Origin of the sequence: Rhizobium sp. AN73 (assembly GCF_030757975.1) — a bacterium.
Taxonomy (GTDB): Bacteria; Pseudomonadota; Alphaproteobacteria; order Rhizobiales; family Rhizobiaceae; genus Agrobacterium; species Agrobacterium arsenijevicii.
The window spans coordinates 1,976,175-1,997,816 of record NZ_JARWME010000001.1 but is presented as its reverse complement, the minus strand read 5'-3'; the positions used below and the strand labels follow the sequence as shown (position 1 = coordinate 1,997,816).

25 protein-coding genes are annotated in these 21,642 nt (G+C 58.9%); 19 read left to right on the top strand and 6 right to left on the bottom strand.

Annotated features, from left to right (window positions below; genetic code table 11):
• Positions 1 to 24: 24 nt before the first annotated feature.
• Positions 25 to 954 (bottom strand): transcriptional regulator, encoded by a 930-nt coding sequence (locus RBH10_RS08965; RefSeq protein ID WP_281039373.1) that lies wholly within the window; start codon positions 952 to 954, stop codon positions 25 to 27.
• 174 nt (positions 955 to 1,128) lie between these two features.
• Positions 1,129 to 2,421, bottom strand: a complete 1,293-nt coding sequence (locus RBH10_RS08960; RefSeq protein WP_281039372.1) for an ABC transporter substrate-binding protein — start codon at positions 2,419 to 2,421, stop codon at positions 1,129 to 1,131.
• A gap of 111 nt (positions 2,422 to 2,532) precedes the next feature.
• Between RBH10_RS08960 and RBH10_RS08955 the strand changes: the two genes are divergently transcribed.
• From RBH10_RS08955 to RBH10_RS08930, 6 genes are all read left to right on the top strand, one after another.
• Positions 2,533 to 3,597: a LacI family DNA-binding transcriptional regulator gene (locus RBH10_RS08955; protein WP_281039371.1), complete on the top strand. Its 1,065-nt coding sequence runs from the start codon at positions 2,533 to 2,535 to the stop codon at positions 3,595 to 3,597.
• Entirely contained in the window at positions 3,590 to 5,467 is a 1,878-nt protein-coding gene (locus tag RBH10_RS08950; RefSeq protein ID WP_281039370.1) for a DUF2264 domain-containing protein, read from the top strand. The genes RBH10_RS08955 and RBH10_RS08950 overlap by 8 nt, the downstream gene beginning before the upstream one ends.
• A complete protein-coding gene (locus RBH10_RS08945) occupies positions 5,464 to 6,480 on the top strand; it encodes a hydroxyacid dehydrogenase (protein WP_281039369.1) in 1,017 nt (338 codons plus the stop codon). Before RBH10_RS08950 ends, RBH10_RS08945 begins: the two co-directional genes overlap by 4 nt.
• Entirely contained in the window at positions 6,477 to 7,253 is a 777-nt protein-coding gene (locus RBH10_RS08940) for a sugar phosphate isomerase/epimerase (RefSeq protein WP_281039368.1), read from the top strand. Before RBH10_RS08945 ends, RBH10_RS08940 begins: the two co-directional genes overlap by 4 nt.
• Positions 7,254 to 7,355: 102 nt before the next feature.
• A complete protein-coding gene (locus tag RBH10_RS08935; protein ID WP_281039367.1) occupies positions 7,356 to 7,616 on the top strand; it encodes a DUF4160 domain-containing protein in 261 nt (86 codons plus the stop codon).
• The gene (locus RBH10_RS08930) at positions 7,613 to 8,092 is read left to right on the top strand and encodes a hypothetical protein (protein WP_281039366.1); all 480 of its coding nucleotides are present in this window, start codon (positions 7,613 to 7,615) and stop codon (positions 8,090 to 8,092) included. The genes RBH10_RS08935 and RBH10_RS08930 overlap by 4 nt, the downstream gene beginning before the upstream one ends.
• Before the next feature lie 42 nt (positions 8,093 to 8,134).
• Here the strand turns inward: RBH10_RS08930 and RBH10_RS08925 are convergent, their stop codons facing one another.
• The 4 genes from RBH10_RS08925 to RBH10_RS08910 all read right to left on the bottom strand — a co-directional run bounded on the left by RBH10_RS08925 (position 8,135) and on the right by RBH10_RS08910 (position 12,417).
• On the bottom strand, positions 8,135 to 9,211 hold the full coding sequence (locus RBH10_RS08925; protein ID WP_281039365.1) for an ABC transporter ATP-binding protein: 1,077 nt from the start codon (positions 9,209 to 9,211) through the stop codon (positions 8,135 to 8,137).
• A gap of 88 nt (positions 9,212 to 9,299) precedes the next feature.
• Positions 9,300 to 10,175 carry a carbohydrate ABC transporter permease gene (locus tag RBH10_RS08920; RefSeq protein WP_013761392.1) on the bottom strand — a complete coding sequence of 292 codons (876 nt, stop codon included), beginning with the start codon at positions 10,173 to 10,175 and terminating at the stop codon, positions 9,300 to 9,302.
• Positions 10,168 to 11,121, bottom strand: coding sequence for a carbohydrate ABC transporter permease (locus tag RBH10_RS08915; protein WP_045021689.1), 954 nt, complete (start codon positions 11,119 to 11,121; stop codon positions 10,168 to 10,170). The genes RBH10_RS08920 and RBH10_RS08915 overlap by 8 nt, the downstream gene beginning before the upstream one ends.
• Before the next feature lie 6 nt (positions 11,122 to 11,127).
• Positions 11,128 to 12,417, bottom strand: coding sequence for an ABC transporter substrate-binding protein (locus RBH10_RS08910; protein ID WP_281039364.1), 1,290 nt, complete (start codon positions 12,415 to 12,417; stop codon positions 11,128 to 11,130).
• Positions 12,418 to 12,536: 119 nt separating this feature from the next.
• Between RBH10_RS08910 and RBH10_RS08905 the strand changes: the two genes are divergently transcribed.
• The 13 genes from RBH10_RS08905 to RBH10_RS08845 all read left to right on the top strand — a co-directional run bounded on the left by RBH10_RS08905 (position 12,537) and on the right by RBH10_RS08845 (position 21,426).
• Positions 12,537 to 13,235 carry a TetR/AcrR family transcriptional regulator gene (locus tag RBH10_RS08905; RefSeq protein ID WP_281039363.1) on the top strand — a complete coding sequence of 233 codons (699 nt, stop codon included), beginning with the start codon at positions 12,537 to 12,539 and terminating at the stop codon, positions 13,233 to 13,235.
• A 247-nt stretch (positions 13,236 to 13,482) separates the two neighbouring features.
• Positions 13,483 to 14,625, top strand: a complete 1,143-nt coding sequence (locus RBH10_RS08900) for a Gfo/Idh/MocA family protein (protein WP_281039362.1) — start codon at positions 13,483 to 13,485, stop codon at positions 14,623 to 14,625.
• 10 nt (positions 14,626 to 14,635) lie between these two features.
• Positions 14,636 to 15,799, top strand: coding sequence for a dihydrodipicolinate synthase family protein (locus tag RBH10_RS08895; protein ID WP_281039361.1), 1,164 nt, complete (start codon positions 14,636 to 14,638; stop codon positions 15,797 to 15,799).
• A 27-nt stretch (positions 15,800 to 15,826) separates the two neighbouring features.
• Positions 15,827 to 16,648 (top strand): sugar phosphate isomerase/epimerase, encoded by an 822-nt coding sequence (locus RBH10_RS08890; RefSeq protein WP_281039360.1) that lies wholly within the window; start codon positions 15,827 to 15,829, stop codon positions 16,646 to 16,648.
• Between the two features lie 19 nt (positions 16,649 to 16,667).
• Positions 16,668 to 17,903, top strand: coding sequence for a Gfo/Idh/MocA family protein (locus RBH10_RS08885; protein ID WP_306180531.1), 1,236 nt, complete (start codon positions 16,668 to 16,670; stop codon positions 17,901 to 17,903).
• A 478-nt stretch (positions 17,904 to 18,381) separates the two neighbouring features.
• Entirely contained in the window at positions 18,382 to 18,591 is a 210-nt protein-coding gene (locus tag RBH10_RS08880; RefSeq protein ID WP_003517872.1) for a cold-shock protein, read from the top strand.
• A gap of 109 nt (positions 18,592 to 18,700) precedes the next feature.
• Positions 18,701 to 18,991, top strand: coding sequence for a hypothetical protein (locus tag RBH10_RS08875; protein WP_045021676.1), 291 nt, complete (start codon positions 18,701 to 18,703; stop codon positions 18,989 to 18,991).
• Between the two features lie 27 nt (positions 18,992 to 19,018).
• Positions 19,019 to 19,255: a 30S ribosomal protein S21 gene (rpsU, locus tag RBH10_RS08870; protein ID WP_003517876.1), complete on the top strand. Its 237-nt coding sequence runs from the start codon at positions 19,019 to 19,021 to the stop codon at positions 19,253 to 19,255.
• A 30-nt stretch (positions 19,256 to 19,285) separates the two neighbouring features.
• Positions 19,286 to 19,501, top strand: a complete 216-nt coding sequence (locus RBH10_RS08865) for a hypothetical protein (protein ID WP_281039358.1) — start codon at positions 19,286 to 19,288, stop codon at positions 19,499 to 19,501.
• Between the two features lie 147 nt (positions 19,502 to 19,648).
• The gene (locus RBH10_RS08860; RefSeq protein ID WP_281039357.1) at positions 19,649 to 19,933 is read left to right on the top strand and encodes a hypothetical protein; all 285 of its coding nucleotides are present in this window, start codon (positions 19,649 to 19,651) and stop codon (positions 19,931 to 19,933) included.
• 92 nt (positions 19,934 to 20,025) lie between these two features.
• Complete coding sequence (locus RBH10_RS08855) at positions 20,026 to 20,166, top strand: hypothetical protein (RefSeq protein WP_003517881.1); 141 nt, start codon at positions 20,026 to 20,028, stop codon at positions 20,164 to 20,166.
• A gap of 642 nt (positions 20,167 to 20,808) precedes the next feature.
• Positions 20,809 to 21,102, top strand: coding sequence for a hypothetical protein (locus tag RBH10_RS08850; protein WP_281039356.1), 294 nt, complete (start codon positions 20,809 to 20,811; stop codon positions 21,100 to 21,102).
• 12 nt (positions 21,103 to 21,114) lie between these two features.
• On the top strand, positions 21,115 to 21,426 hold the full coding sequence (locus tag RBH10_RS08845) for a hypothetical protein (protein WP_281039355.1): 312 nt from the start codon (positions 21,115 to 21,117) through the stop codon (positions 21,424 to 21,426).
• Positions 21,427 to 21,642: the final 216 nt, after the last annotated feature.

Here is a 21,642-nt window from a genome sequence, read left to right as displayed (position 1 = left end):
TCATACTTTTTGAAATTGGCCGGATCAGTCCGCCGTGCGCAGACGCAATACGATGTCCTGATCGTAATTTCCGAAACCCCGGCCGAAAATGTTGAGCCCGCCCGGATGCTTTGCATCGGCCTTGACCTCGATCCGCAAGCGGATCGAACGATGGCTGGAGAGATCGATATCCGTAAGCGTGACGTCGGAAATGCGCGTCCCGTCGACATAGGTTCCCTGGGCGGTAATGCGCCAGGTTTTCAGCATGCCGTATTGGGAGCCGGACAGCTTCCACCAGTCGGGCGTAAACGTACCCCGCTTGTCGCCGAAGTCGCCGGGCGAGGTCCAGACGCCGATTTCCTTGCCGTTGACGGAGAGGGTAATGTCCGATGGCCAGTTGCTGTGCGTGCCCGGAACCTCGGAACTGACCTCCATCGAAAACTCGATTTCTTCGACGTTTCGGCCCTGAATCTTGGCATTATTGGGGAATTGATACTCGACATGGCCAGACGTGAACCACAAAAGTGCTGTCTTCATGCGGTCCGGATCCATGAAGGTATCGGGCACATCGAGAAGCCCGATAATGCCCTCCGGTGAACAGATGCCGCAAGGTGCCGTCACCGAACTCTGCGTGTAAAGACCGAGCGGCATGGCCACCGCGATATAATTGGACGCCGCCGGCGCCTCGGGTCGTCGAAACGAAACGATGAGTTCATCGCAGGTCGCAAAACAGATTTTCTGGCTGCCCTTGCGCGCCTTGCGCGTTTCGGTTCGCAGCAGCCCCGCCTCCTCAAGAACGGTCACGCCGGCCGAAACGGTGGACTGGGGAAGGTCCAGCTTCTGCGCGATCTCGTTGACGTTCAGACCGTTTGCGTCGTGCAACAGCTTCAATATCTGCACGCGGATCAGCGACGAGGCCGCCTTCAAAACATCAAATTCTTTTTCAGCGTCAATAAGGAGAAAGTTGGGAGCCATTGTCTGATCTTCAGATTTACCGATGTAGATCAGAATTTCTGGCTTAAATAATTTATGCTGTCCAGCATTGTTTATCGTGCCGATATATTTGAAGCCTGGCACGCAAGGAATGATTGTGAATTGGGGGCAGCGCCTCGCGGCTTTCACACCACATTGCGCTGCCCATTTTCGTTACTACCCGCGCTTGCGCAGCGTGCGAGTGCCGGTATCGACAAGGTTCTGCGCCGCTTCGTCCACCGTGGCGCGGCCGAAGGCGAGCGAGTCGGCGATCGGGCGCATCACGCCGCGGTCGAACTCGTTGGCGCCGATGGGGGCCGGAGCCGGATAGGCATCGGTCTTGCCGGACAGGCTTTCGATGTATTCCACCGTCTTGCGTTCGGTTTCGTTAAGGCTCGGCAACACTGCTTCGCGCACCTTCTTCGCCGGCGGCACGCCACGCTCAACACCGAGAACTTTACCGGCTTCCTCATTGTTGACGAAGAAGTTGATGAATTTCGCCGCCGCTTCCGGATTGGTGGAAGTGGACGAAATCGACCAGATGAGGCCCGGCCGGTAATAATGCCCGGTAGGCTTGCCAGGCCCCTCGCCCGGCAGCATGCCGATGGACAGCGTTTTCTTGTTGAGCTGCTGGTAGCCGACGAGCTGGTTGGAATAGGCAAAGCCGATGGCCGAGTTGCCAAGCGTCAACGCATTCGACTCGATGGTGTTGTCATCGCGCGTCTGGATATCGGCGGAAACGCAGAGCTTGTTCTCGCGCAGATCCTCCCAATAGGCGAACCATTCCTTCGCATCTTCCTTGTTGAAACCGATGGTGCCATCCTGAAACAGCAACTTGCCGCGCTGACGCAGCCAGACATCGAAGACGTAATGATACCGCGCGCCATAGGGCACCGCCCAATAGTTCCGCCGCGCCGGCGCGTTCTTCTTGAAATCGCGCGCCAGTTCCGCCAGCGCCTTCCAGGTGATCTGGTCCTTCGGCACGGAGACGCCAGCCTCCTTCAGCGTCTCGGCATCATACATCATCGAGAAGGAATTCAGCCCGAGACCGACACCGTAAAGCTTGCCATCGATGCGGCAAAGATCGACTTCGCTTTTGCCGAAGTTGGAAAGATCAAGCGACGAGCCGACAAACTGATCCAGCTCCATGCAGGCGCCACGGCCGGAATAGTCGGCGATGGTGGAAGGCTCGAGCTGGAAGATATCGGCAACGTTACGCCCCGCCATCGATGTCGCAAGCTTGGTCCAGTAATCGGAACCGGCGATCATCTCGCCGCTCACCGTCGTTTGTGGATCGGCCTTCTGATAAAGGGCAATCACCTCATTTGTACGCCGGCTGCGATCGGCTGATCCCCACCATACGCAGCGAAGGCGTGTCTCGGCCGCCACTGCCCGGAAACCGCCCACTGCCACACCAAGACCGGCCAGCGCCGCCGTCACCATAAATCCGCGCCTGTCGATAGTTTGCATCTGCTCCTCCCGCGTTTTGCAAATTTTCGTTCATTACTTAAATTCTTGCAAATTTTCTTTATTTGCAATATTTGCATCATAACAGATTTTTTTGCAAGTGCAGGAGACGACATGAACGATACACCCGACATCAGCCGCCCGCGCCAGTCGGATATCGCCCAGCGTGCAGGGGTTTCCATCAGCACCGTCTCGCGCGTTCTCGCCGGGGAAAAAGGCATCAGCGCATCGATACAGACCAAGGTTCTGGGCGTTGCGGCCGAACTCGGTTATCCGCTGCGGCCGGTCACCAGCCAGACCGGCGGCGTCGCGCTGGAGGGCAAGAAAATTCTCGCCCTCATGTCAGCCGAACGGGCGACCGGCGATATCGGCGCGTTTTATCATGATATTTTCGACATGCTGCGCAGCCTTGCCCAGACGGAGGGTTTCGAACTCGATGTCCGGCTTTTGCACCAGAAGCAGGTCGACGATGTCCTGATCCAACGGGTTTGCGAGGCAGACGGCCTTCTCGCCATCGGTCTCGACCCGGAAGAAGAGATCATCCATCGCATCACACAAGGGGTGCTGCAGCCGGTTCTGGTCAACAGCGCCGATCCGTCGATGACGCTGGACTGCGTCTCGCCTTCCAATTTTTACGGCGGTGCGCTGGCGGCGCGGCGGCTTCTTGAACTCGGACATCGCAACGTCGCCTATATCGGCCCGCACCACCGCCACACCATACGCGAGCGCATGCGCGGCTTCCGGCAGACGATCCTTGAGCAAGAGGGAGCCACCTATCAGGAGTTTCTGCTTTCGACTGCGGAAAGCGGCTTCGTGCAGGCGGGCGATGCGGTTCGTCAATTGCTGGCTAGGGATCCCGAGTTGACCGGCATTTTCTGCATGAATGATGCGATTGCGCTCGGCGCGCTGGGTGCGGCGCAGGAGCTTGGCCTTGGCGTGCCGGACGATCTTTCCATCATCGGTTTCGACGACCTGCCCTTTGCCGAACTTTCCACTCCGCGGCTCAGCACCATCCGGGTGGATCGCCGCGAGATTGCCCGCGAGGCGGTCGATCTGATGCGCCGCCGGCTGACGGAGCCATCGGCCAACGCCCGGCAGGTTCAGCTGGGTGTGCAGCTGGTGGAAGGACAGACCGCCGGCCAGGCGAAAAAGACAGGAAAGGCGGCACGCAATGCATGATGCGGCAAACCACGACCCGATGACCCGTTTTAATCCGCTTCACGGCAATCCGCTCAAAACCCGCGCCGATGTGAGACGGGCGCTGGACGACAGTTTTGCGCCGCTTCTTCCCTATTTTTCGGAGAGCGGCGCAAGGGTGACGTTGAGCGGCGCGGCCGCACATTTTGATCGGGCGGCGGCCGATCTGGAAGGGTTTGCACGCCCCCTCTGGGGCATTGCGCCGCTTGCACTCAGCGGCGATGCGTTCGCCCACTGGCCGTTGCTGGCAAAGGGCATCGCCAATGGCACCGATCCCGCCCATCCCGATTATTGGGGCGATGTGCGCCAGAAGGATCAGCGGCTGGTGGAACTTGCCGCCCTCGGTTTTGCGCTGCGGCTTGCGCCGCAACATCTGTGGGACCCCCTGTCCGCAGCACAGAAGGCGAATGTGCGCCGCTATCTTCTGGCGGCACGCGAGCGCATCTATGCCGACAATAACTGGAAGTTTTTCCGGGTGATGGTCGACGCGGCGCTCGATCATCTCGGCATCGAATTCGACCGGAGCCTCACCGACACCTTCCTGCAGGAGCTGGACGGGTTTTACATCGCCGACGGCTGGTATCGCGACGGCAATTACCGCCGCATCGACCACTACATCGCCTTCGCCATGCATTTTTACGGCCTGATCTACGCAAAAATCAGCAAACCGGGAGATGCTCACGCCGAGCGTTACCGCGAACGCGCCCGCCTGTTCGCCGGCGATTTCGCAAGCTGGTTCGATGAGGATGGCGGCACGCTGGCCTTCGGCCGCTCCATGACCTACCGTTTTGCCTGCGGCGGCTTCTGGGCCGCCCTCGCCTTCGCGGATGAGGAAGCGTTGCCCTGGGGCGAGATCAAGGGGCTGTATCTCAGCCACCTGCGCTGGTGGGCAAACAAACCGATTGCCGATCGCGACGGCGCGCTTTCCATCGGTTACGCCTATCCGCAACTGACCATGTCGGAAAGTTACAATTCGGCGGGTTCACCCTATTGGGCCTTCAAGGCCTTCCTGCCGCTCGCGCTTCCGGAAAACCACCCCTTCTGGCGGGCTGAGGAGAAACTGCCCGAAACATCCGAAAATCCGCGACCGCTCGTTCATCCCGGCATGGTGATGATGCGGGCGAAGGGCAACGTCACCGCGCTTTCGAGCGGGCAGGAAAACCTGTCGATGCGTGGCGGGCCGGAGAAATACGCCAAATTCGCCTATTCCTCCCGTTACGCTTTTGGCGTGGAAGTGGACGAGCGCGGTTTCAAAACCAATGGTTTCGACAATATGCTGGCCTTCTCCGAAGATGGCCTGCATTACCGGGTGCGCGAAACCAACCGCACGGTTCTCCTGGCCGGCAACAATCTGCGGGCAAGATGGAAACCATTCCCTGACGTCAAAGTCGAAACGACGCTGATTGCGGCCGGAGACTGGCATATCCGGCTGCACCGGATCACCTCCGCCCGACCTCTTCTCGTCACCGAAGGCGGCTTCGCGATCAACCGCAACGATGGTGACCGCGACACGGTAAGCGAGGCGACCGGCAAAGCGACAGCCGATTGCGGCACCGACATATCCGCCATCGTCGATCTCGGTTCCGACATATCGCGCCAGGGCGTGGCCCTGAAAGCCTTGCCGAACACCAATCTCATCAATGCCAAAACCACCGTGCCGCAACTGCGGGGTAACATTCCGGCAGGCAAAACCCTGCTCGCCAGTGCCGTCTTCGTGGGATTGGCCGGGCCTGAAAGCGAAAAAGCGCTGGCGGCAATCCCCACACTTCCGGACATGGAGGCGCTCGACCGCCTGTTTGCGGAAAGCGGTGTTTCGGTCAGCAGCATGACGGCTACGGGAGAAGCGCAATGAAGAACCCGCTTCCACGCCTCAGCCTTGCCATGGACCCGGAGCGGACCCGGCACCTGCTGACACCACAGGCTTTCGATCAGCTGTCGCAAAGCGTCGATATCCTCGACGTCAGGCGGATCTGCGATTTTCACGATCCAGCCGTAAAAGACCAGCTGGAACGCACCGATATTCTTCTGACCGGCTGGGGCTGCCCCGAGATCGGTGTGCGGGAACTGGCGCTGATGCCGCATCTTCGGCTGATTTCTCACGCCGCCGGCACGGTAAAGTATTTCCTCTCGCAAGCGGTTTTCGAACGCGGCATCACAGTGTGCAGCGCGGCGGAAGCCAATGCGCAGCCGGTCGCCGAATTCACCTTGGCGATGATCCTGCTTGCCGGCAAACGCACTTTCGACTTCCGGCGCATGTATGAAAAGGATCGCGACCGGGAAAATGTCGAGCACTTGAAATCTCAGGCTATCGGCAATCTCGGCCTGACGGTCGGCATTGTCGGAGCGTCGCGCATCGGCCGCCGGGTCATTAATCTTTTGCAGCCTTTCGATCTCGATCTCATCCTTTTCGACCCTTTTCTAAGCACGGCAGAAGCGCAAAAGCTCGGCGTGCGTCTTGTATCGCTCGATGAGCTGATGGCGGTGAGCGACGTCATTTCCCTGCATGCGCCATCCCTGCCACAGACCCGGCACATGATTGGCGCGGATGCGCTGGCCCAGATGAAGGACGGCGCGACCCTGATCAATACGGCGCGCGGCGCGCTGGTGGATGAAGAGGCTCTTTTGACGGAACTGAAAACCGGGCGCATCGAAGCCGTTATCGACGTGACCGACCCGGAAGTGCCGCCGCAGGATTCGCCGTTTTACAATTTGCCGAACGTGTTCCTGACACCGCATATCGCCGGCGCCGTCGGCCTTGAACGTGCCCGGCTCGGCGATATGGCGATTGCCGAGATCGAACGGTTCTGTCGTGCAGCACCGCTTGAACAGCAGGTGCGGGTGGAACATCTGGAACTGATTGCATGAGACGTTTCGAACCGGGCCTCTGCTCCGTCACCTTCCGCTCGATGACACCGCAGGCGGTCATCGACCTTGCCGCCGCAAACGGCATCAAGGGGATCGAATGGGGCGCCGACATCCATGTGCCATCAGGCGATCTCGAAAATGCACGGGATGTGGGCGAGCGGACGGCAAAAGCAGGCCTCACGGTTTCCTCCTACGGATCCTACATCTTCGCACCGGATTTTGCGCCGGAGGATGTGACCGCCTTACTGGAAACCGCAAAGGCGCTCGGCACCGGCCATATCCGCATCTGGCCGGGCAGCCGCAAACGGCCCTCCGCCGAATATTCGCCTGGGGAACGTCGCGTAGCGACGGAGGCGCTGGCGACAATAGCCCGCCGTGCGGACGACTATGGCATGACGATCGGGCTCGAATATCACCCCAACTCGCTGACGGACACCCTGCCCTCGGCCCTGCAACTCATGCAGGACTTGCCGATGCCCAACCTCTATTTTTACTGGCAACCCGCCCCCGGCCTGCCGCTGAACGACGCACTTGAGGAAATATCCGCGCTCGGCTCGCGCATCTGCCACCTGCACGTCTTCGCCTGGCTCAGTGATGCCAGCCGCCTGCCGCTTCGCGAACGCGCGGACTACTGGTGCGCGTGCCTTGAAGCCCTGTCGGAAAGCAGTTGGGGCAAGACGGCTTATGCGATGCTGGAATTCGTCAAGGGTGACGACGTCGGTCAGTTTGCGGAAGATGCGGTGACGCTCGGGAACGTTCTTTACGGATCATAAGACCCGTCTACGCCTCGCCCGCTTGCCAGAAATATGCTTCATACCGTCGCTTTACATAGTGAAAATTATGCACTACATTACAAGTGATGTTGTGGGTGCTGCATGGGCAAGTTAATTCAGATCGGGAACATCATCATACGTGTGTATGCAAACGATCATTTGCCACCGCATTTTCACATCATAACACCGGATGCTGATGCTCTTGTCGACATCGAAACTCTGGAAATCCTGCGCGGCAAGCTCTCCCGCAGGGCGGAAGCCGAAGCTTTGGCATGGGCCAAAACAAACACGGTCCTGATTGTCGATGAATGGAATCGCACAAACCCGCGTTTTCCCATTGCAGAAAAGGGAAACAAGTCATGACACCACGCATCAAAGCCATCTTGCCCAACCTGCCCAGCCTGCTTACCATCGACTGGGTGGATGGCAGCCAATCAACTGCCGATCTGACCGGATGGATAGCGACCGGAGGAGAATTGCTCACTCCGCTCCGTTCAGCCGATATCTGGAAGACCGCGACGATCACCGATTATGGTGCAAGCGTGGAATGGGACGGCGACGACTTGGCGATTGATGCCTATCATCTTTACCAGATCGCCGAGGACCAGCGGGATTTCGATGTCGAGGATTTGCGTAAATGGCAGGAAGAAATCGGCCTTTCCAACAATGAGGTGGCGGATTTTCTCGGTGTCACTTTACGGACGTGGAACAACTACCGTGCGGGCGCACCGGTAAGTCACGCAGTCAAGATGCTGTTGCGGGCCACCCAGCGCGACCCGCTTTTGATGCATGCGCATTTCCGCCCCCGCCGGCCCGGACGCCCAAAACACGCCGCTTAGGGCAATCCGCTTCGGGTTCACGAAACTGCGTCGGGCAGCAAGCTATATCCGTCGCCCATCCGACCCGAACAGATGCGTCTTCTCCAGATCAAACGCAAAGGGGATGGTCTCGCCGATGCGGATATGGCGCTGGCCGTCCAGCAGCACGGTGGCGGGTTGGCCGTCTGGGGTGCTGGTGTAAACCACCGTCGAACCACCGAGATGTTCGACGAGCTGGATCGCGGCGTTGCCGAGCGAGGCCGATTGTGCCTGCGGGTTCACATGCTCCGGGCGCACGCCAAAAGTGAGCGGTTCGCCCTCCTGAGCCGCAACCGGCTTCTCCAGCACGATACGCTGACCGGCGACCTCGATTGTGCGGTTGGAGCTGTCGCCTGAAGCCACTTTTGCGGAGAGGAAGTTCATCTTCGGCGAACCGATGAAACCGGCGACGAACTGATTGCCCGGATTGTTGTAGAGATCGAGCGGGCGACCGACCTGCATGATGAGGCCATCGCGCAGAACCACGATCTTGTCGGCCATGGTCATGGCTTCCACCTGGTCATGCGTCACATAGATCATCGTGCTGCCGAGCGTCTGGTGCAGCTTGGCGATTTCGACGCGCATCTGCACACGCAGCTCCGCATCGAGGTTGGACAAAGGCTCGTCGAACAGGAAGATTTTCGGCTCGCGCACGATCGCCCGGCCGATGGCGACACGCTGGCGTTGGCCACCCGAAAGTGCCTTCGGCTTGCGCTGTAACAGCGGGCCGATCTGCAGGATATCGGCGGCCTTCTGCACCCGCGCCTCGACTTCTGGTTTCTTGTAGCCTGCCGTTTCCAGCCCGAAGGCGAGGTTCTTGTAAACGCTCATATGCGGATAGAGCGCATAGGACTGGAAGACCATTGCGATGCCGCGCTTGGAGGCGGCTGTTTCGTTGACCCTTTCACCATCGATGCGAAGATCACCCTCGGAGATTTCCTCGAGCCCGGCGATCATGCGTAAAAGCGTAGATTTTCCGCAGCCCGAGGGGCCGACGAAGACGGTGAATTCGCCCGGCTCGATCTTGAGATCGATGCCGTGGACGACCGGAAAAGCGCCGAACCGCTTGACGATTTTTTCCAGAGTAATGCTGCTTGCCATGCTGTTTCTCCCGACCGTCGCGCCGCAAACAAGGCAGCCGCGACGGTGTTGATGTTCTGCAATTCGTTTTCGGTCCCGTTTCGTCCGTTCAGCGTTTCATTCCGGTGGTGGCGATGCCTTCGATCAACAGCCGCTGGAAGAACAGGAAGAACAGGAAGACCGGCACCAGTGACAGGTTGGACATGGCGAAAAGCGAGGTCCAGTCCGAGCTGCCGGTGGAATCCACGAAGGATCTGAGGCCGAGCTGCACGGTGTAGGTGTTGATGTCGTTCAGATAGATCAGCGGACCGAAGAAGTCGTCCCAGGTCCAGATGAAGGAAAAGATGGCGGCCGTGGCCAGAACCGGCAGCGACAAGGGCAGCATGATCTTCCAGTAAATCCGGAAAGGTGAGCAACCGTCCATCACCGCCGCCTCGTCCAGCTCGCGCGGAATGCCACGGAAGAACTGCACCATGAGGAAGATGAAGAAGGCGTCGGTCGCGAGATACTTCGGCACGATCAGCGGCAGCGACGTGTTCACCCAGCCCATTTCCAGAAACAGGATATATTGCGGGATGAGTACTACGTGATAGGGCAGCATCAGCGTGCCCAGCATCAGCGCGAACCAGAAATTGCGCCCGCCGAACCGGAGCCGGGCGAAAGCAAAGGCGGCAAGCGAGCAGCCGACCACGTTGCCGATGGTGGCCAGCACCGAGATGAAGAAGGAGTTCCAGAAGAACTGCCCGAAACTGACCTGAAGCCCGGTCCAGCCACGGATATAGCCGCCGAAATCGACCGATGAGGGAATGAGCGAGGAGGAGCCGAACAGCTCGTCCTGCGGGCGAAACGAACCCGAAATCATCCACAGGATCGGATAGAGCATCGCAAAGGAGGCGAGGATCAGCGCCGCATGCAGCAACACCGACATCAGCGGTGAGCGTTGCGGGCCCTGTCCCGGCCGGGGAGCGGTAACAGCGTCAGTCATCGTAATGCACCCAGTATTTCGCGCTGAGGAACGAGAAGGCCGTGAACAGCGCGATGATGATCACAAGAATCCAGGCAAGTGCCGAGGCATATCCCATGCGGAAGAAACCGAAGGCCTCCTGGTAGAGATAGAGCGTGTAGAACAGCGTCGAGTTGATCGGCCCGCCGGTCCCTTCGGAAATGATGAAGGCGGGCGTGAAGGCCTTGAAGGCGTCGATCGTCTGGATCACGGCGTTGAAGAAGATCACCGGCGTCAGAAGCGGCAGCGTAATGCGGAAGAACTGCCGCATCTTGCTCGCACCGTCGATATCGGCGGCCTCATACATATCCTGCGGGATTTGCCGGAGCCCGGCGAGGAAGATGATCATCGGCGAGCCGAACTGCCAGACGGACAGGATGACCAGCGTGTAGAGCGAATAGTCCGGATTGGAAATCCAGCTTGGTCCCTCGTAACCGAAAACCTGCCACAGGATCATGTTGACGAGACCATCGGAGGCGAAAAGCTGGCGCCAGAGAACGGCGATGGCCACGCTGGAGCCAAGCAGCGACGGCAGATAGAAGATCGCCCGGTAGAGCGTCAGCCCTTTTATGCCGCGATTGAAGGCGAGCGCCACCAGCAACGCAAAGATCAGCTTCAGCGGCACCGACAGCAGCACATAAGTAAAGGTGACCTGCATGGCGGCGGCGAATTTGGGGTCGGCGGTGGCGATGCGCACGTAATTGGCCGCCCCCACCCAATCAGGAGATTGAAGCAGGTCGTAATTGGTGAACGACAGATAAAGCGATACCAGCGCCGGGCCGAGCGTCAGACCGAAAAAGCCGATCAGCCAGGGCAGGAGAAACAGGTAGGCGTGAATGTTGCGGTCCAAAAGCCGCTTCACGCCTGCCCGCTTCGGGAGAGCCGCGCCACGGCTCTCCTCCACGAGAGTTTCAGATCGAAAGGCCATATGCCATCACTTCCGTTTGATAACGGTTTCAGATTCTTTGACGAGCCGGTCGCCACCTTCGCTCGGCGAAATCTTGCCGAAGCCGATCTCCTCCGCCGTGCGCTTCAGGACGAAGGCGAATTCGCCAGCGCCCGGAGGTGGTGCCGGCGGCAGATCGCCGACACTGGGGGTGATTTCGGCAATATATTCCACCATGCTCTTGCTGACCTCGTCGAGCTTGCCGGTCAGCTGGTTGCGCATGGATTCCGATGGCGGAACGCCGCGCTCCACGCCCAGAATGTCAACGCCCTGCGGTTCGGCAACAAGGAAGTTGATGAAGCCGATCGCCTGCTCGATGCCGGCGCTGCCATTGGCGACGCTGATGAGCATGGAGGGTTTCAGGTAGTGGCCGGAAGGGCCATCCTTCGCGCTTTTGGGATAGGAGGTTATCGCCAGCTTGGCTTTGTTGAGCGCCTGATAACCGACGAACTGGTTGGAATGGGCAAATGCGGTTGCCGCCTTGCCCGTCGTCAGTGCGTTGGTTTCGATGTTCAACTGGTCGAGCGCCTGAATATCGGCTGGTACGCAGGCGCCGCTCTTGCGCAGATCCGCCCACATGGTGAACCACTTGGTCGCGTCAGTCGGATCGAAACCGATGCCGCCATCGACGGTATAAAGCGACTTGCCGTTCTGGCGCAGCCAGTTCTCGAAGCTCGGCTCCACGCCGCTGGCGTCAGCCGTGGCATAATAGCCCGGTTTCGGCTTGTTCTTGCTGAGCTTGGCGGCGTTTTCGGCAAACTCTTCCCAGGTCTGCCCGATCGAGGGCGGCGTTGCGCCGGATTTTTCCCAGGCCGCCTTGTCGAAGAAGACAGCACTTGAATTGACCCCGAGATTGATGCCGTAAAGCTTGCCGTCGACCCGGCCGGAATCGATGTTCATCTTGCCGAAATCTTCGATCTTCAGGCCCTTGCCGATGTAGTCGTCAAGCGGCGCAAGCGCGCCGCGCCGGCCATATTCGAAGATATAACGGTAATCCATCTGGATCAGATCAGGCGCATTGCGGCCCGCCACCTGCGTGGCCAGACGCGGCCAATAATCGCTCCATCCGGCGAATTCTCCGGCAATATCGAGATCCGGTTTCACCTGCTTGTAGGCAGCAATCGCCTTGTTGGTGCGATCCGCACGCTCTTGAGATCCCCACCACAACATACGTAGCCGTGCGGCCTGAGCTTGTGCTGAAACGCCTCCCAACGTTGCCAGCGAAAGGGCCGCAAGCCCGGTTGAAAGCACACTTCTCCTGTGAAGCATCACGGGCATTGGCAACTCCTCCCTAATTGACTGCCAAATTGATGATGAGTGTAAACGACTATTGCCGTTTTATAACTAATTGGTTACATGGGAACACTGATCGACAACATTGTCAAGCGGGTGTCACGATGGAAGAAACAACGAAAAACCAGCTGCCCGACCCGGCTCCTGAGGAAACGCCTGCCCCGAAGCGCAAACGCGCCACTGCACAGGTGCGAAACCCGGAAAGAACGCGGGCCGCCATTCTTGAAGCCGCCCGCCGTGAGGTGGCCGCCAAGGGGCTGGCGGGAGCACGGATCGATGTCGTGGCGCGGCGTGCCGGCACCAACAAGCGGATGATCTACCACTATTTCGGCGACAAGGACGCGCTTTACCTTGCCGTGCTGGAGGACGCTTATCGCCATATCCGCCACACCGAACGGCGGCTGGATCTGACCCGCAAGGCGCCTTCGGAGGGCTTGCGGGAACTTGCACTTTTCACCTGGCATTATTTTCTCGACCACCCGGAATTCCTGAGCATCCTCGCGACGGAAAACCTCAATAAAGCCCGTTATCTCAGGCAATCTCCGACGATTACGGCGATGCATTCGAATTTCATCTCCGAGCTTGAAGACGTGTTGCGGCGCGGCCGAGACACCGGCGAATTCCGTGACGGACTCGATCCGATCGACATCTACCTGACGATCGCCTCGCTCGGCGCCTTTTATCTGTCGAACCGATTCACGCTGTCGACGATCTTCCAGCGCGACCTGACCGACCCCACTGAGCTGGAACGCTGGGGCCAGCACATCGTCAACACCCTGCTTGCTGCGGTGCGGCCGATCTGAACCAGCAGAACCGGATTTCCCTTTGAGAACAGTGACGAGGCGCGTTTCGCAATGGCGAAGCGCGCCTTTCGCTTTCGCGGCGCGGCAAAAAGCCGTGGTTGCGGCGCGTCCCACAACATCCATTTTTCCCGACAAAAACACCTTGACAGATTGCGCTCTTCACGACCACAAATAACCAAATGGTTACAAACTGCCATTGTTTGACGGATGCGGCCTTGCGGGAAAAGGCCGCCTAGGGAGGAAATTCATGAAACGTATCGGCGTCATCATGCACGGCATTACCGGCCGCATGGGTTACAACCAGCACCTCGTGCGCTCCGTTCTTGCCATTCGCGATCAGGGTGGCGTGCTTTTGAAGAACGGTGAAAGGGTCATGCTCGACCCGATCCTGGTCGGCCGCAATGGCGCGAAGATCGAGGAAATCGCCAAAAAGCACAATGTTGCACGCTGGACGACCGACATTGACGCAGCCCTTGCGAACCCGGATGACACGCTGTTCTTCGACGCCGGCACCACGCAGATGCGCGGCAGCCTGCTGGAAAAGGCCATCAAGGCCGGCAAGAACGTCTATTGCGAAAAGCCGATTTCCGACACGATGGAAGAGGCGCTGGCGATTGCGCGGCTGGCCGAAAGCGCCGGCATCAAACACGGCGTGGTACAGGACAAGCTGTTCCTGCCCGGCCTTCGCAAATTGGCGATGCTGCGCGACAGCGGCTTTTTCGGCAAGATCCTCTCGGTCCGCGGCGAGTTCGGTTACTGGGTTTTCGAGGGTGACTGGCAGCCGGCGCAGCGACCCTCCTGGAATTATCGCCTGAAGGATGGCGGCGGTATCATCCTCGATATGCTGTGCCACTGGCGTTACGTGCTCGACAATCTGTTCGGCCCGGTGAAATCGGTGAGCTGCCTCGGCGCCACCCATATCCCCGAGCGTTTCGATGAGCAGGGCAAGGCCTACAAGGCGGATGCGGACGATGCGGCCTATGCCACCTTCGAGCTGGAAGGCGGCGCCATCGCCCACATCAACTCCTCATGGGCGGTGCGCGTGCGCCGCGACGACCTCGTGACGTTCCAGGTGGATGGCACGCATGGTTCGGCGGTGGCGGGCCTGACCAAATGCTTTACCCAGCACCGCACCAATACGCCGAAGCCGGTGTGGAATCCCGACCAGCCACAGACCATCGATTTCTATAAGACCTGGCAGGAGGTGCCTGACAACGTCACCTATGACAACGGCTTCAAGGCGCAATGGGAAATGTTCGTGCGCCACCTCGTCGACAACGACCCGTGGCCCTATGGCCTGATGGAAGGCGTGAAGGGCGTGCAACTGGCCGAACTGGGACTGAAATCGTGGAAGGAACGCCGCTGGCTCGACGTTCCGGCGATCTCCTGAGGAGGCGACAGTGAGCGAACTCAAGCTTCCGAAAGACGACCGCAGCATCGAGGTCTACAGTCTATCAGGCACGCCGGTCGCCGTTGAGAAACGAAGTGCCGCGGATTTCAACCGCGTCGCCTTCGCCGCCGCCCATGTGGTGGCCGACCCTCTTGCCGACAACGACCCATGGCTTAACCCCGCCATAGACTGGGACGCCACATTGCGCTTCCGTCACCGCCTGTGGGACCTCGGCCTTGGCGTCGCCGAAGCCATGGACACGGCGCAGCGCGGCATGGGGCTTGCGTGGCCGCAAGCGCAGGAACTGATCTCCCGTTCGCTGAAGGAAGCGGCCACCCGCAAGGATGCGCTGATCGCCTGCGGCGTCGGCACCGACCACCTCAATGGTAGCGGCTACGACCTGAACCAGATTATCGACTCTTACCTGGAACAGCTTGATTTTGTTCAGGGAGAAGGTGGACGCGTAATCCTGATGGCGAGCCGCGCGCTGGCCGCCGCCGCCCGTTCGCCGGACGACTATCTCAAGGCCTATGCCAAGGTTCTTTCCCATGCGAACGAAAAAGTGGTGATCCACTGGTTGGGAGAAATGTTCGATCCCGCGCTTGAGGGATACTGGGGGTCTCGCGACCACATGGAGGCGATGGAAACCTGCCTTGCTATGATCGAGGAGAATGCCGACAAGATCGACGGCATCAAGATTTCGCTTCTCTCCAAGGAGAAGGAAATCGTCATGCGCCGCCGCCTGCCCGCTGGCGTGCGCATGTATACCGGCGATGATTTCAATTATGCCGAACTGATCGCCGGCGACGAAAAAGGTCATTCGGATGCGCTGCTGGGCATTTTCGATGCCATTGCGCCGGCGGCCTCCAAGGCGCTCGCCAGCCTGAAGCGCGGTGCGGACAATGAATTCTTCGACATTCTGGAGCCGACGGTGGCGCTTTCGCGCCATATCTTCAAGGCGCCAACCCGCTTTTATAAAACCGGCGTCGTGTTCCTCGCCTATCTCAATGGCCTGCAGGATCATTTCACCATGGTCGGCGGGCAGGAAAGCACCCGCTCCACGCAGCATTTTGCCGAGCTTTTCCGGCTGGCGGACAAGGCCAATGTGCTGGCCGAGCCGGATCTCGCGACGCACCGCATGAAGGCGTTCCTTTCGGTCCGGGGCATTGGCTGAGGCAGCAGAACTAGGGGAGATAGCGATATGAGCCTTGAAGGCCTTTCAATCAATTTTGCCACCGTGCGCCAAGGTGGCTCATTCGGCGCGATCGTCGATGCCTGCCTTGCGCAAGGTATCACCACCATCTCGCCCTGGCGCGATCAGGTGCATGGCGTCGGCCTTGCCGAGGCCACCCACATTGTCGAGCAGAACGGCCTTCGCCTCAGTGGCCTTTGCCGTGGTGGCTTTTTCCCCGCACCGGATGCGGAAGGTCGCCGCCGCGCCATTGAGGACAACAGGCGTGCGGTCGATGAGGCCGCCGCGATGAAGGCCGATTGCCTCGTGCTTGTCGTGGGGGGCCTGCCCACCGGTTCGCGCGATATCAAAGGTGCGCGGCAGATGGTGGAAGACGGCATGGCCGAACTCCTGCCCTATGCGAGGGCAGCCGGCATACCGCTCGCCATCGAGCCGCTGCATCCCTTCTATGCCGCCGACCGGGCCTGCTTCAACACGCTGAAACAATCGCTCGATCTCTGCGACCGGCTGGGTGCGGGAACCGGTGTGGCCATCGACGTCTACCACGTCTGGTGGGACCCGGAGCTGGAGGAACAGGTGGCGCGCGCCGGAAAGAATGGGCAAATTCTGGCGCACCATATCTGCGACTGGCTGGTGCCGACCACCGATCCGCTCAACGATCGCGGCATGATGGGCGACGGCGTGATTGACCTCAAGGCATTTCGCGCCATGATCGAGGCCGCCGGCTTTCACGGTCCGCAGGAAGTCGAGATTTTTTCGCATCGCTGGCAGGCGCGCCCGATGGACGAGGTTCTCACCACCGTTGTCGAGCGCTTCAAGACTGTTTGTTGATATATCCGGGAGAGAGACAATGCCTGAAAGGGTGAAACGCAAACGTTATGCGCTGGTCGGCACCGGCAATCGCGGCACCACCATGTGGGGGCGCGAGCTTCTGGCCGGGTGGAGCGACTACGTCGAGCTGGTCGGCATTTGCGACCTGAACCTGATGCGCGCCGAACGGGCCCGCGCCATGATGGGATCAAGCGCGCCGCTTTACGATGACTTCGACCGGATGATGACCGAGCAGCGCCCGGAACTGGTGATCGTCTGCACGCCGGATGATACCCATGACGACATCATCATCCGCGCCCTTGAAGGCGGAGCCGATGTCATCAGCGAAAAACCCATGACCACGACCCCGGAAAAGATCGACCGCATCCGCGCGGCGGAGGCCAAAAGTGGCCGCCGGGTCGACGTGTCCTTCAACTACCGTTTTTCGCCGACGGCCGCGCGAATCAAGGAACTGATAGATGACGGCGCCATCGGCACCGTTACCTCGGTGGATTTCCACTGGTATCTCGACAACCAGCACGGCGCGGATTATTTCCGCCGCTGGCACGCCTTTACCGAACATTCCGGCAGCCTGTTCGTGCACAAGGCCACGCACCACTTCGATCTTCTGAACTGGTATCTCGATCCTGACCCCGTGGAAGTGAAGGGCTTTGGACAATTGCTGCATTATGGCAAGAACGGACCGTTCCGGGGAACGCGCTGTCGCACCTGTCCGCACAAGGGTGAGTGCGACTATTTCATGGATCTCGCTGCCGATCCCTTCCTCGACGCACTCTATGAAGACCCTTCGACCCTGGATGGCTATGTGCGTGACGCCTGCGTCTTCCGCGAGGAGATCGACATTCCCGACACGATGAGCGCTTCGATCCGTTATGCGAGCGGCGTGCAGGTTTCCTATTCACTCAATACCTATATGCCGATCGAGGGACATCACATCGCCTTCAACGGCCACAAGGGCCGAATCGAGATGCGCCAATATGAAAAGCAGCCGTGGACGGAGCCGCCTGCCGACGAAATCCTGCTGGTGAAAAGCTTCGGCGGCGGTGTTGAACGCATATGGGTGCCGCATGAACCGGGCGGCCATTATGGCGGCGACAACCGCATGCGCGACATGATCTTCAAGCCCGGCTCGAACGACCGGCTGCGGCAGCGGGCGGGTTCGCGCGCCGGCGCCATGTCGGTTCTTTGCGGCGTGGCGGCGCTGAAAAGTGCCCGCGAAGGTGGTGCCGCGGCGGTGAAATCCCTGCCCCGCTAGAGATTTTCGGCCTGCGGCCCTTTTGACAGCGGACCGCAGGCCGCAACTGCCAAAAAAGAACGGATAACATTCCGCAGATTACGCGCTTCTTCCATACCGCTAAAATGATGGTCGGGGGGAGAAAGAGTTGACCATGTCCAGTTTCGATCCTTCATTCCGCTCATCATCATCGGCACCAGCCTGATCGTTTTCTTCAAATGGGTGGGACGTGATATGAACAGGGAGGAGAAAAAACCGAGATCGCGCCGCTGACGGTGAAAAACACACCTGAACCGGCGCGGGCAATCGCCCGGTGACGCATTTTTCCGCATCGGCCCATTGCAAAATCAAAATTTGAGGCTATATTCGGCAAATCGACAATTGCTTGTGACGTCGCTCCTGGGACTCTACGTTCCCGTCGGATTTCCTCTCAAATAATCGATCTAATTCCGCAAGGTATCGCGGGAACCAACAACGATTACTACGAAAGGAAATCGTTATGAACACTGGTACTGTAAAGTGGTTCAACGCCACCAAGGGCTTCGGCTTCATTCAGCCTGACAACGGCGGCACGGACGTTTTCGTTCACATTTCGGCTGTTGAGCGCGCAGGTCTGCGTTCGCTGAACGACGGTCAGAAGATCACCTACGACATCGTGCAGGACCGCAAGTCCGGCAAGAGCTCCGCCGACAACCTTCGCGCAGCTTGATTTGTCATCGGCCCCGCTGGCTACGGATGTACTGGCAGTGGCGCTGAGTGATTGTGAGAGGTCGGGTTAAAGCCCGGCCTTTTGTTTTTTTGGCCATGGGGAGGCTCTCATGCGCAAAAATCTTTATCGCTCCGGCGATGCTATCGTTCTGAAAGCGGGCGTGCTTGGGGCCAACCAGCCCACGGGTCCCGGTCGGGTCGTAACGGCTCTGCCCGAGACTCAGCAAGGAGCGGTTCGCTACAGGGTACGTTTCCAGCACGAGAACTTCGAACGCAACATAGCGCTCGATGAAATCGATGTGGCTGCGTCTTCATCGCGGCCGGTGGAAATCGAAGGCTCGTCCTCGCGTGATGCGGGATCGAGCTGGATCAATTCGAATACAATCAGAATCAAAAAATAGCAGCGATGGCTGCGTTAAGGAGATATGTTGCAGGTACTCGTCAGGGATAACAATGTAGAGCAAGCCCTCCGCGTCTTGAAAAAGAGGATGCAGCGCGAGGGTATCTTCCGTGAGATGCGCGCACGGGAATCATACGAAAAGCCGTCGGAAAAGCGCATCCGCGAAGAAGCCGAAGCTGTGCGCCGCCACCGCAAGATGGCGAAGAAGAAGTTGCAGCGCGAGGGACTGCTTCCTGCTCCCAAAAAGGTTGCCCGCGCCCGATAACTGTCAATTCGCTCCGCAAAGGAGAATGCCATGACCGCGATAAAAGAGGCTTTTTTCAAACCCGGAAAGCTGTCCTCGCAGGACAAGGCATCCATGACGGACAAGGCGGCGAAACAGATCATAACCGCCGAGTCCGACCAGCGCGTCAAGAAGACGGAACGGCTTCGCCAGCTTCGCGAAGCTCAGGAGGCGGCAATCGCCGCCCCTCCACCCACCCGCACCAAAAAGCCATCCGGCAAGAAATAACCCGGTTGCACGTTTTGACGTCGCCTTCCCGAAAAACTTCTTGAACCTGATACGCAACAGGCGCACGCTCCGCCTGTCAGCAATCCGCTGAAGAGCGCTGGTGTTTGAGGGCAGAGTGTCCTCGCCCCCAAACGAAAGGAGGACGAGATGTCTTCCGACTTTTATTCATCAAGCCTTTCACGGAACCTCGTCCGCACCGGCGGTTTGGGCTATCGGGAAAACGCCTCGCTTCGCCTCCTTCTCAGCGCTGCCGAAGAAACGGCCATGCGTCTGGATCAGGATCGCGGCGCATCCTCCGACTTTGCGGCTTTTCCTGATTTTGGCCTCCAGACCGGCATGGCGCGGAGAACCGTTTCCGCAGGGCGTATCCGCCTCTCCAAACCGACCCTTCCCTTCGGGAAACATCCGCTCAACGGACCGCCTTTCCCCTGACGATGAAACCGTTCCCCGCAGCCTGCCTGCGGCGAGCGATCATGCCCCGGACCACACCATATCCAACATCAGTTCAATACCAGGAGGACACCATGGCCAAGGGTCAAGTACGTAGTAACAAAGAAGTCCGCAAACCGAAGAAGGACAAGACGAAAGCCCCCGCTGCGGCACCGGCGGCCGGCACGCAGGTCAAGTTCGCAAACTCCACGACTGCGGATGGCAAGAAGAAATAATAGGAGGTCCGGGCTACCCGCTTGTAACAGCGCCACGCCTCGACACGAATTCACAAACTGCGATCCGGATCTTGAAGGGTCGTAACGAATAAAACAACTCTTTAGAACACAGACTTGTTTTGGCCACATTGCCCTTCTATAAAGCTCATACAGCAACTGCTGGTGAGCACGGAATTCGTTGTTCGCAGTTGTTTTCGTCGCATTAGACTTTTGACCACGGATGTACTGGCACTGGTGTTAATAGCGATATGAGGAAGGTCGGTGCAATATTGCCCCGGCCTTTTTTGTTGCCTGCAGCAGCCGCGTGACGATTGCCGCCCGCCGGTCACATACCCGCGATAGGCAGTGGAATTAACTTGCCTATTTCGCGCAAAGAGCGCACGTTTCACTATCGGTAATTAAAGGGCGCTACCGCCGTCAGGCTTGTTTGCCGTCTTAAGCCCCGTCTTGCACATGCCTTCAATCGACAGGGCAGCTCCTTGAATTTCCCAAGGCGCTTACAAGGGCATCGGCCCGAAAATCGGCAACGGTCCATCGACCGCACCGATATATCGTTTCAAAGCGTTGGAGCGTCCCCGTGCAACCTTTTAAAGGAGCGCGCGACGCTTTGGCTTTTCCGAACTCGCAAGAAAGGAGGACATCATGTCTTCCGCATCCCGCAATTGCCTAATCTCCTCTCAAGATCTCAAGATGCTTCAATCCGTTCTCGAGAGCGTCGGTTTTAACCACCTTGCCGAGGATGACGACAAGAAGCTGCACAACAGGGCCGCCCGCAAGGTTATCGAATTGTATCAGGAAGGGCTGACGGACCCGACGGAACTCACGAGAGAAATGCGCTTCCTGTTCGGCGTGCAAAAGCATGACCGCATCAAGCCGTGGAAGCCGCTCCCCCGATATGCGATCCAGGGCCTGCCACTGCTTTATCATCGCCATTGAGGGAGAGCGCAGATGCGCGAATACATCATGGTCAGCACCGGCCTGTGGCTGGGGCTGTTTCTGACCTGGTACCTCGTAAGCACCTATAACGCGGCGGATAGCGCTTTTACGGCAAACACCGTCCCGTCGCGGCCGCTACTGATGACATCGTCCGAATGCGAGGCCCAATTCGGTATTCTCTTTTCGATGGCCGAAAAGCTCTTGAAGGCCGGCGGGCCGCTGGTTCCCGACGACCTGCGCAAGAACATAGAGCATTGCATTTCGTCCGATGAGGCAAGCCGCCTGAAGCTGAAAGACAATCAACTCATTCGGCTCTTTCCCTGAAGCGCTGCCTCGCCGGACCATGTCCGCCAAAATCACTGGTAAAAATAACGACTTGGCAAATGGGATATATCAGGAGACACTGATTTTATCGGACATTAAGTCCGAAAGTTTGCGTCTGCGTGGAGGGTGAGTATGACGTATGACTGGAGCGGCCGTAGAATGCGCCGCATGCGTGCCGCGAAACTGACGATCTTCAGCCTCGTCGCGGCCTTTGTC

Excerpts from the sequence above, each read along its gene's own strand:
- RBH10_RS08965 (WP_281039373.1), bottom strand. The coding sequence starts at position 954 with ATGGCTCCCAACTTTCTCCTTATTGACGCTGAAAAAGAATTTGATGTT.
- RBH10_RS08960 (WP_281039372.1), bottom strand. The coding sequence starts at position 2,421 with ATGCAAACTATCGACAGGCGCGGATTTATGGTGACGGCGGCGCTGGCC.
- RBH10_RS08955 (WP_281039371.1), top strand. The coding sequence starts at position 2,533 with ATGAACGATACACCCGACATCAGCCGCCCGCGCCAGTCGGATATCGCC.
- RBH10_RS08950 (WP_281039370.1), top strand. The coding sequence starts at position 3,590 with ATGCATGATGCGGCAAACCACGACCCGATGACCCGTTTTAATCCGCTT.
- RBH10_RS08945 (WP_281039369.1), top strand. The coding sequence starts at position 5,464 with ATGAAGAACCCGCTTCCACGCCTCAGCCTTGCCATGGACCCGGAGCGG.
- RBH10_RS08940 (WP_281039368.1), top strand. The coding sequence starts at position 6,477 with ATGAGACGTTTCGAACCGGGCCTCTGCTCCGTCACCTTCCGCTCGATG.
- RBH10_RS08935 (WP_281039367.1), top strand. The coding sequence starts at position 7,356 with ATGGGCAAGTTAATTCAGATCGGGAACATCATCATACGTGTGTATGCA.
- RBH10_RS08930 (WP_281039366.1), top strand. The coding sequence starts at position 7,613 with ATGACACCACGCATCAAAGCCATCTTGCCCAACCTGCCCAGCCTGCTT.
- RBH10_RS08925 (WP_281039365.1), bottom strand. The coding sequence starts at position 9,211 with ATGGCAAGCAGCATTACTCTGGAAAAAATCGTCAAGCGGTTCGGCGCT.
- RBH10_RS08920 (WP_013761392.1), bottom strand. The coding sequence starts at position 10,175 with ATGACTGACGCTGTTACCGCTCCCCGGCCGGGACAGGGCCCGCAACGC.
- RBH10_RS08915 (WP_045021689.1), bottom strand. The coding sequence starts at position 11,121 with ATGGCCTTTCGATCTGAAACTCTCGTGGAGGAGAGCCGTGGCGCGGCT.
- RBH10_RS08910 (WP_281039364.1), bottom strand. The coding sequence starts at position 12,417 with ATGCCCGTGATGCTTCACAGGAGAAGTGTGCTTTCAACCGGGCTTGCG.
- RBH10_RS08905 (WP_281039363.1), top strand. The coding sequence starts at position 12,537 with ATGGAAGAAACAACGAAAAACCAGCTGCCCGACCCGGCTCCTGAGGAA.
- RBH10_RS08900 (WP_281039362.1), top strand. The coding sequence starts at position 13,483 with ATGAAACGTATCGGCGTCATCATGCACGGCATTACCGGCCGCATGGGT.
- RBH10_RS08890 (WP_281039360.1), top strand. The coding sequence starts at position 15,827 with ATGAGCCTTGAAGGCCTTTCAATCAATTTTGCCACCGTGCGCCAAGGT.
- RBH10_RS08885 (WP_306180531.1), top strand. The coding sequence starts at position 16,668 with ATGCCTGAAAGGGTGAAACGCAAACGTTATGCGCTGGTCGGCACCGGC.
- RBH10_RS08880 (WP_003517872.1), top strand. The coding sequence starts at position 18,382 with ATGAACACTGGTACTGTAAAGTGGTTCAACGCCACCAAGGGCTTCGGC.
- RBH10_RS08875 (WP_045021676.1), top strand. The coding sequence starts at position 18,701 with ATGCGCAAAAATCTTTATCGCTCCGGCGATGCTATCGTTCTGAAAGCG.
- RBH10_RS08865 (WP_281039358.1), top strand. The coding sequence starts at position 19,286 with ATGACCGCGATAAAAGAGGCTTTTTTCAAACCCGGAAAGCTGTCCTCG.
- RBH10_RS08860 (WP_281039357.1), top strand. The coding sequence starts at position 19,649 with ATGTCTTCCGACTTTTATTCATCAAGCCTTTCACGGAACCTCGTCCGC.
- RBH10_RS08855 (WP_003517881.1), top strand. The coding sequence starts at position 20,026 with ATGGCCAAGGGTCAAGTACGTAGTAACAAAGAAGTCCGCAAACCGAAG.
- RBH10_RS08850 (WP_281039356.1), top strand. The coding sequence starts at position 20,809 with ATGTCTTCCGCATCCCGCAATTGCCTAATCTCCTCTCAAGATCTCAAG.
- RBH10_RS08845 (WP_281039355.1), top strand. The coding sequence starts at position 21,115 with ATGCGCGAATACATCATGGTCAGCACCGGCCTGTGGCTGGGGCTGTTT.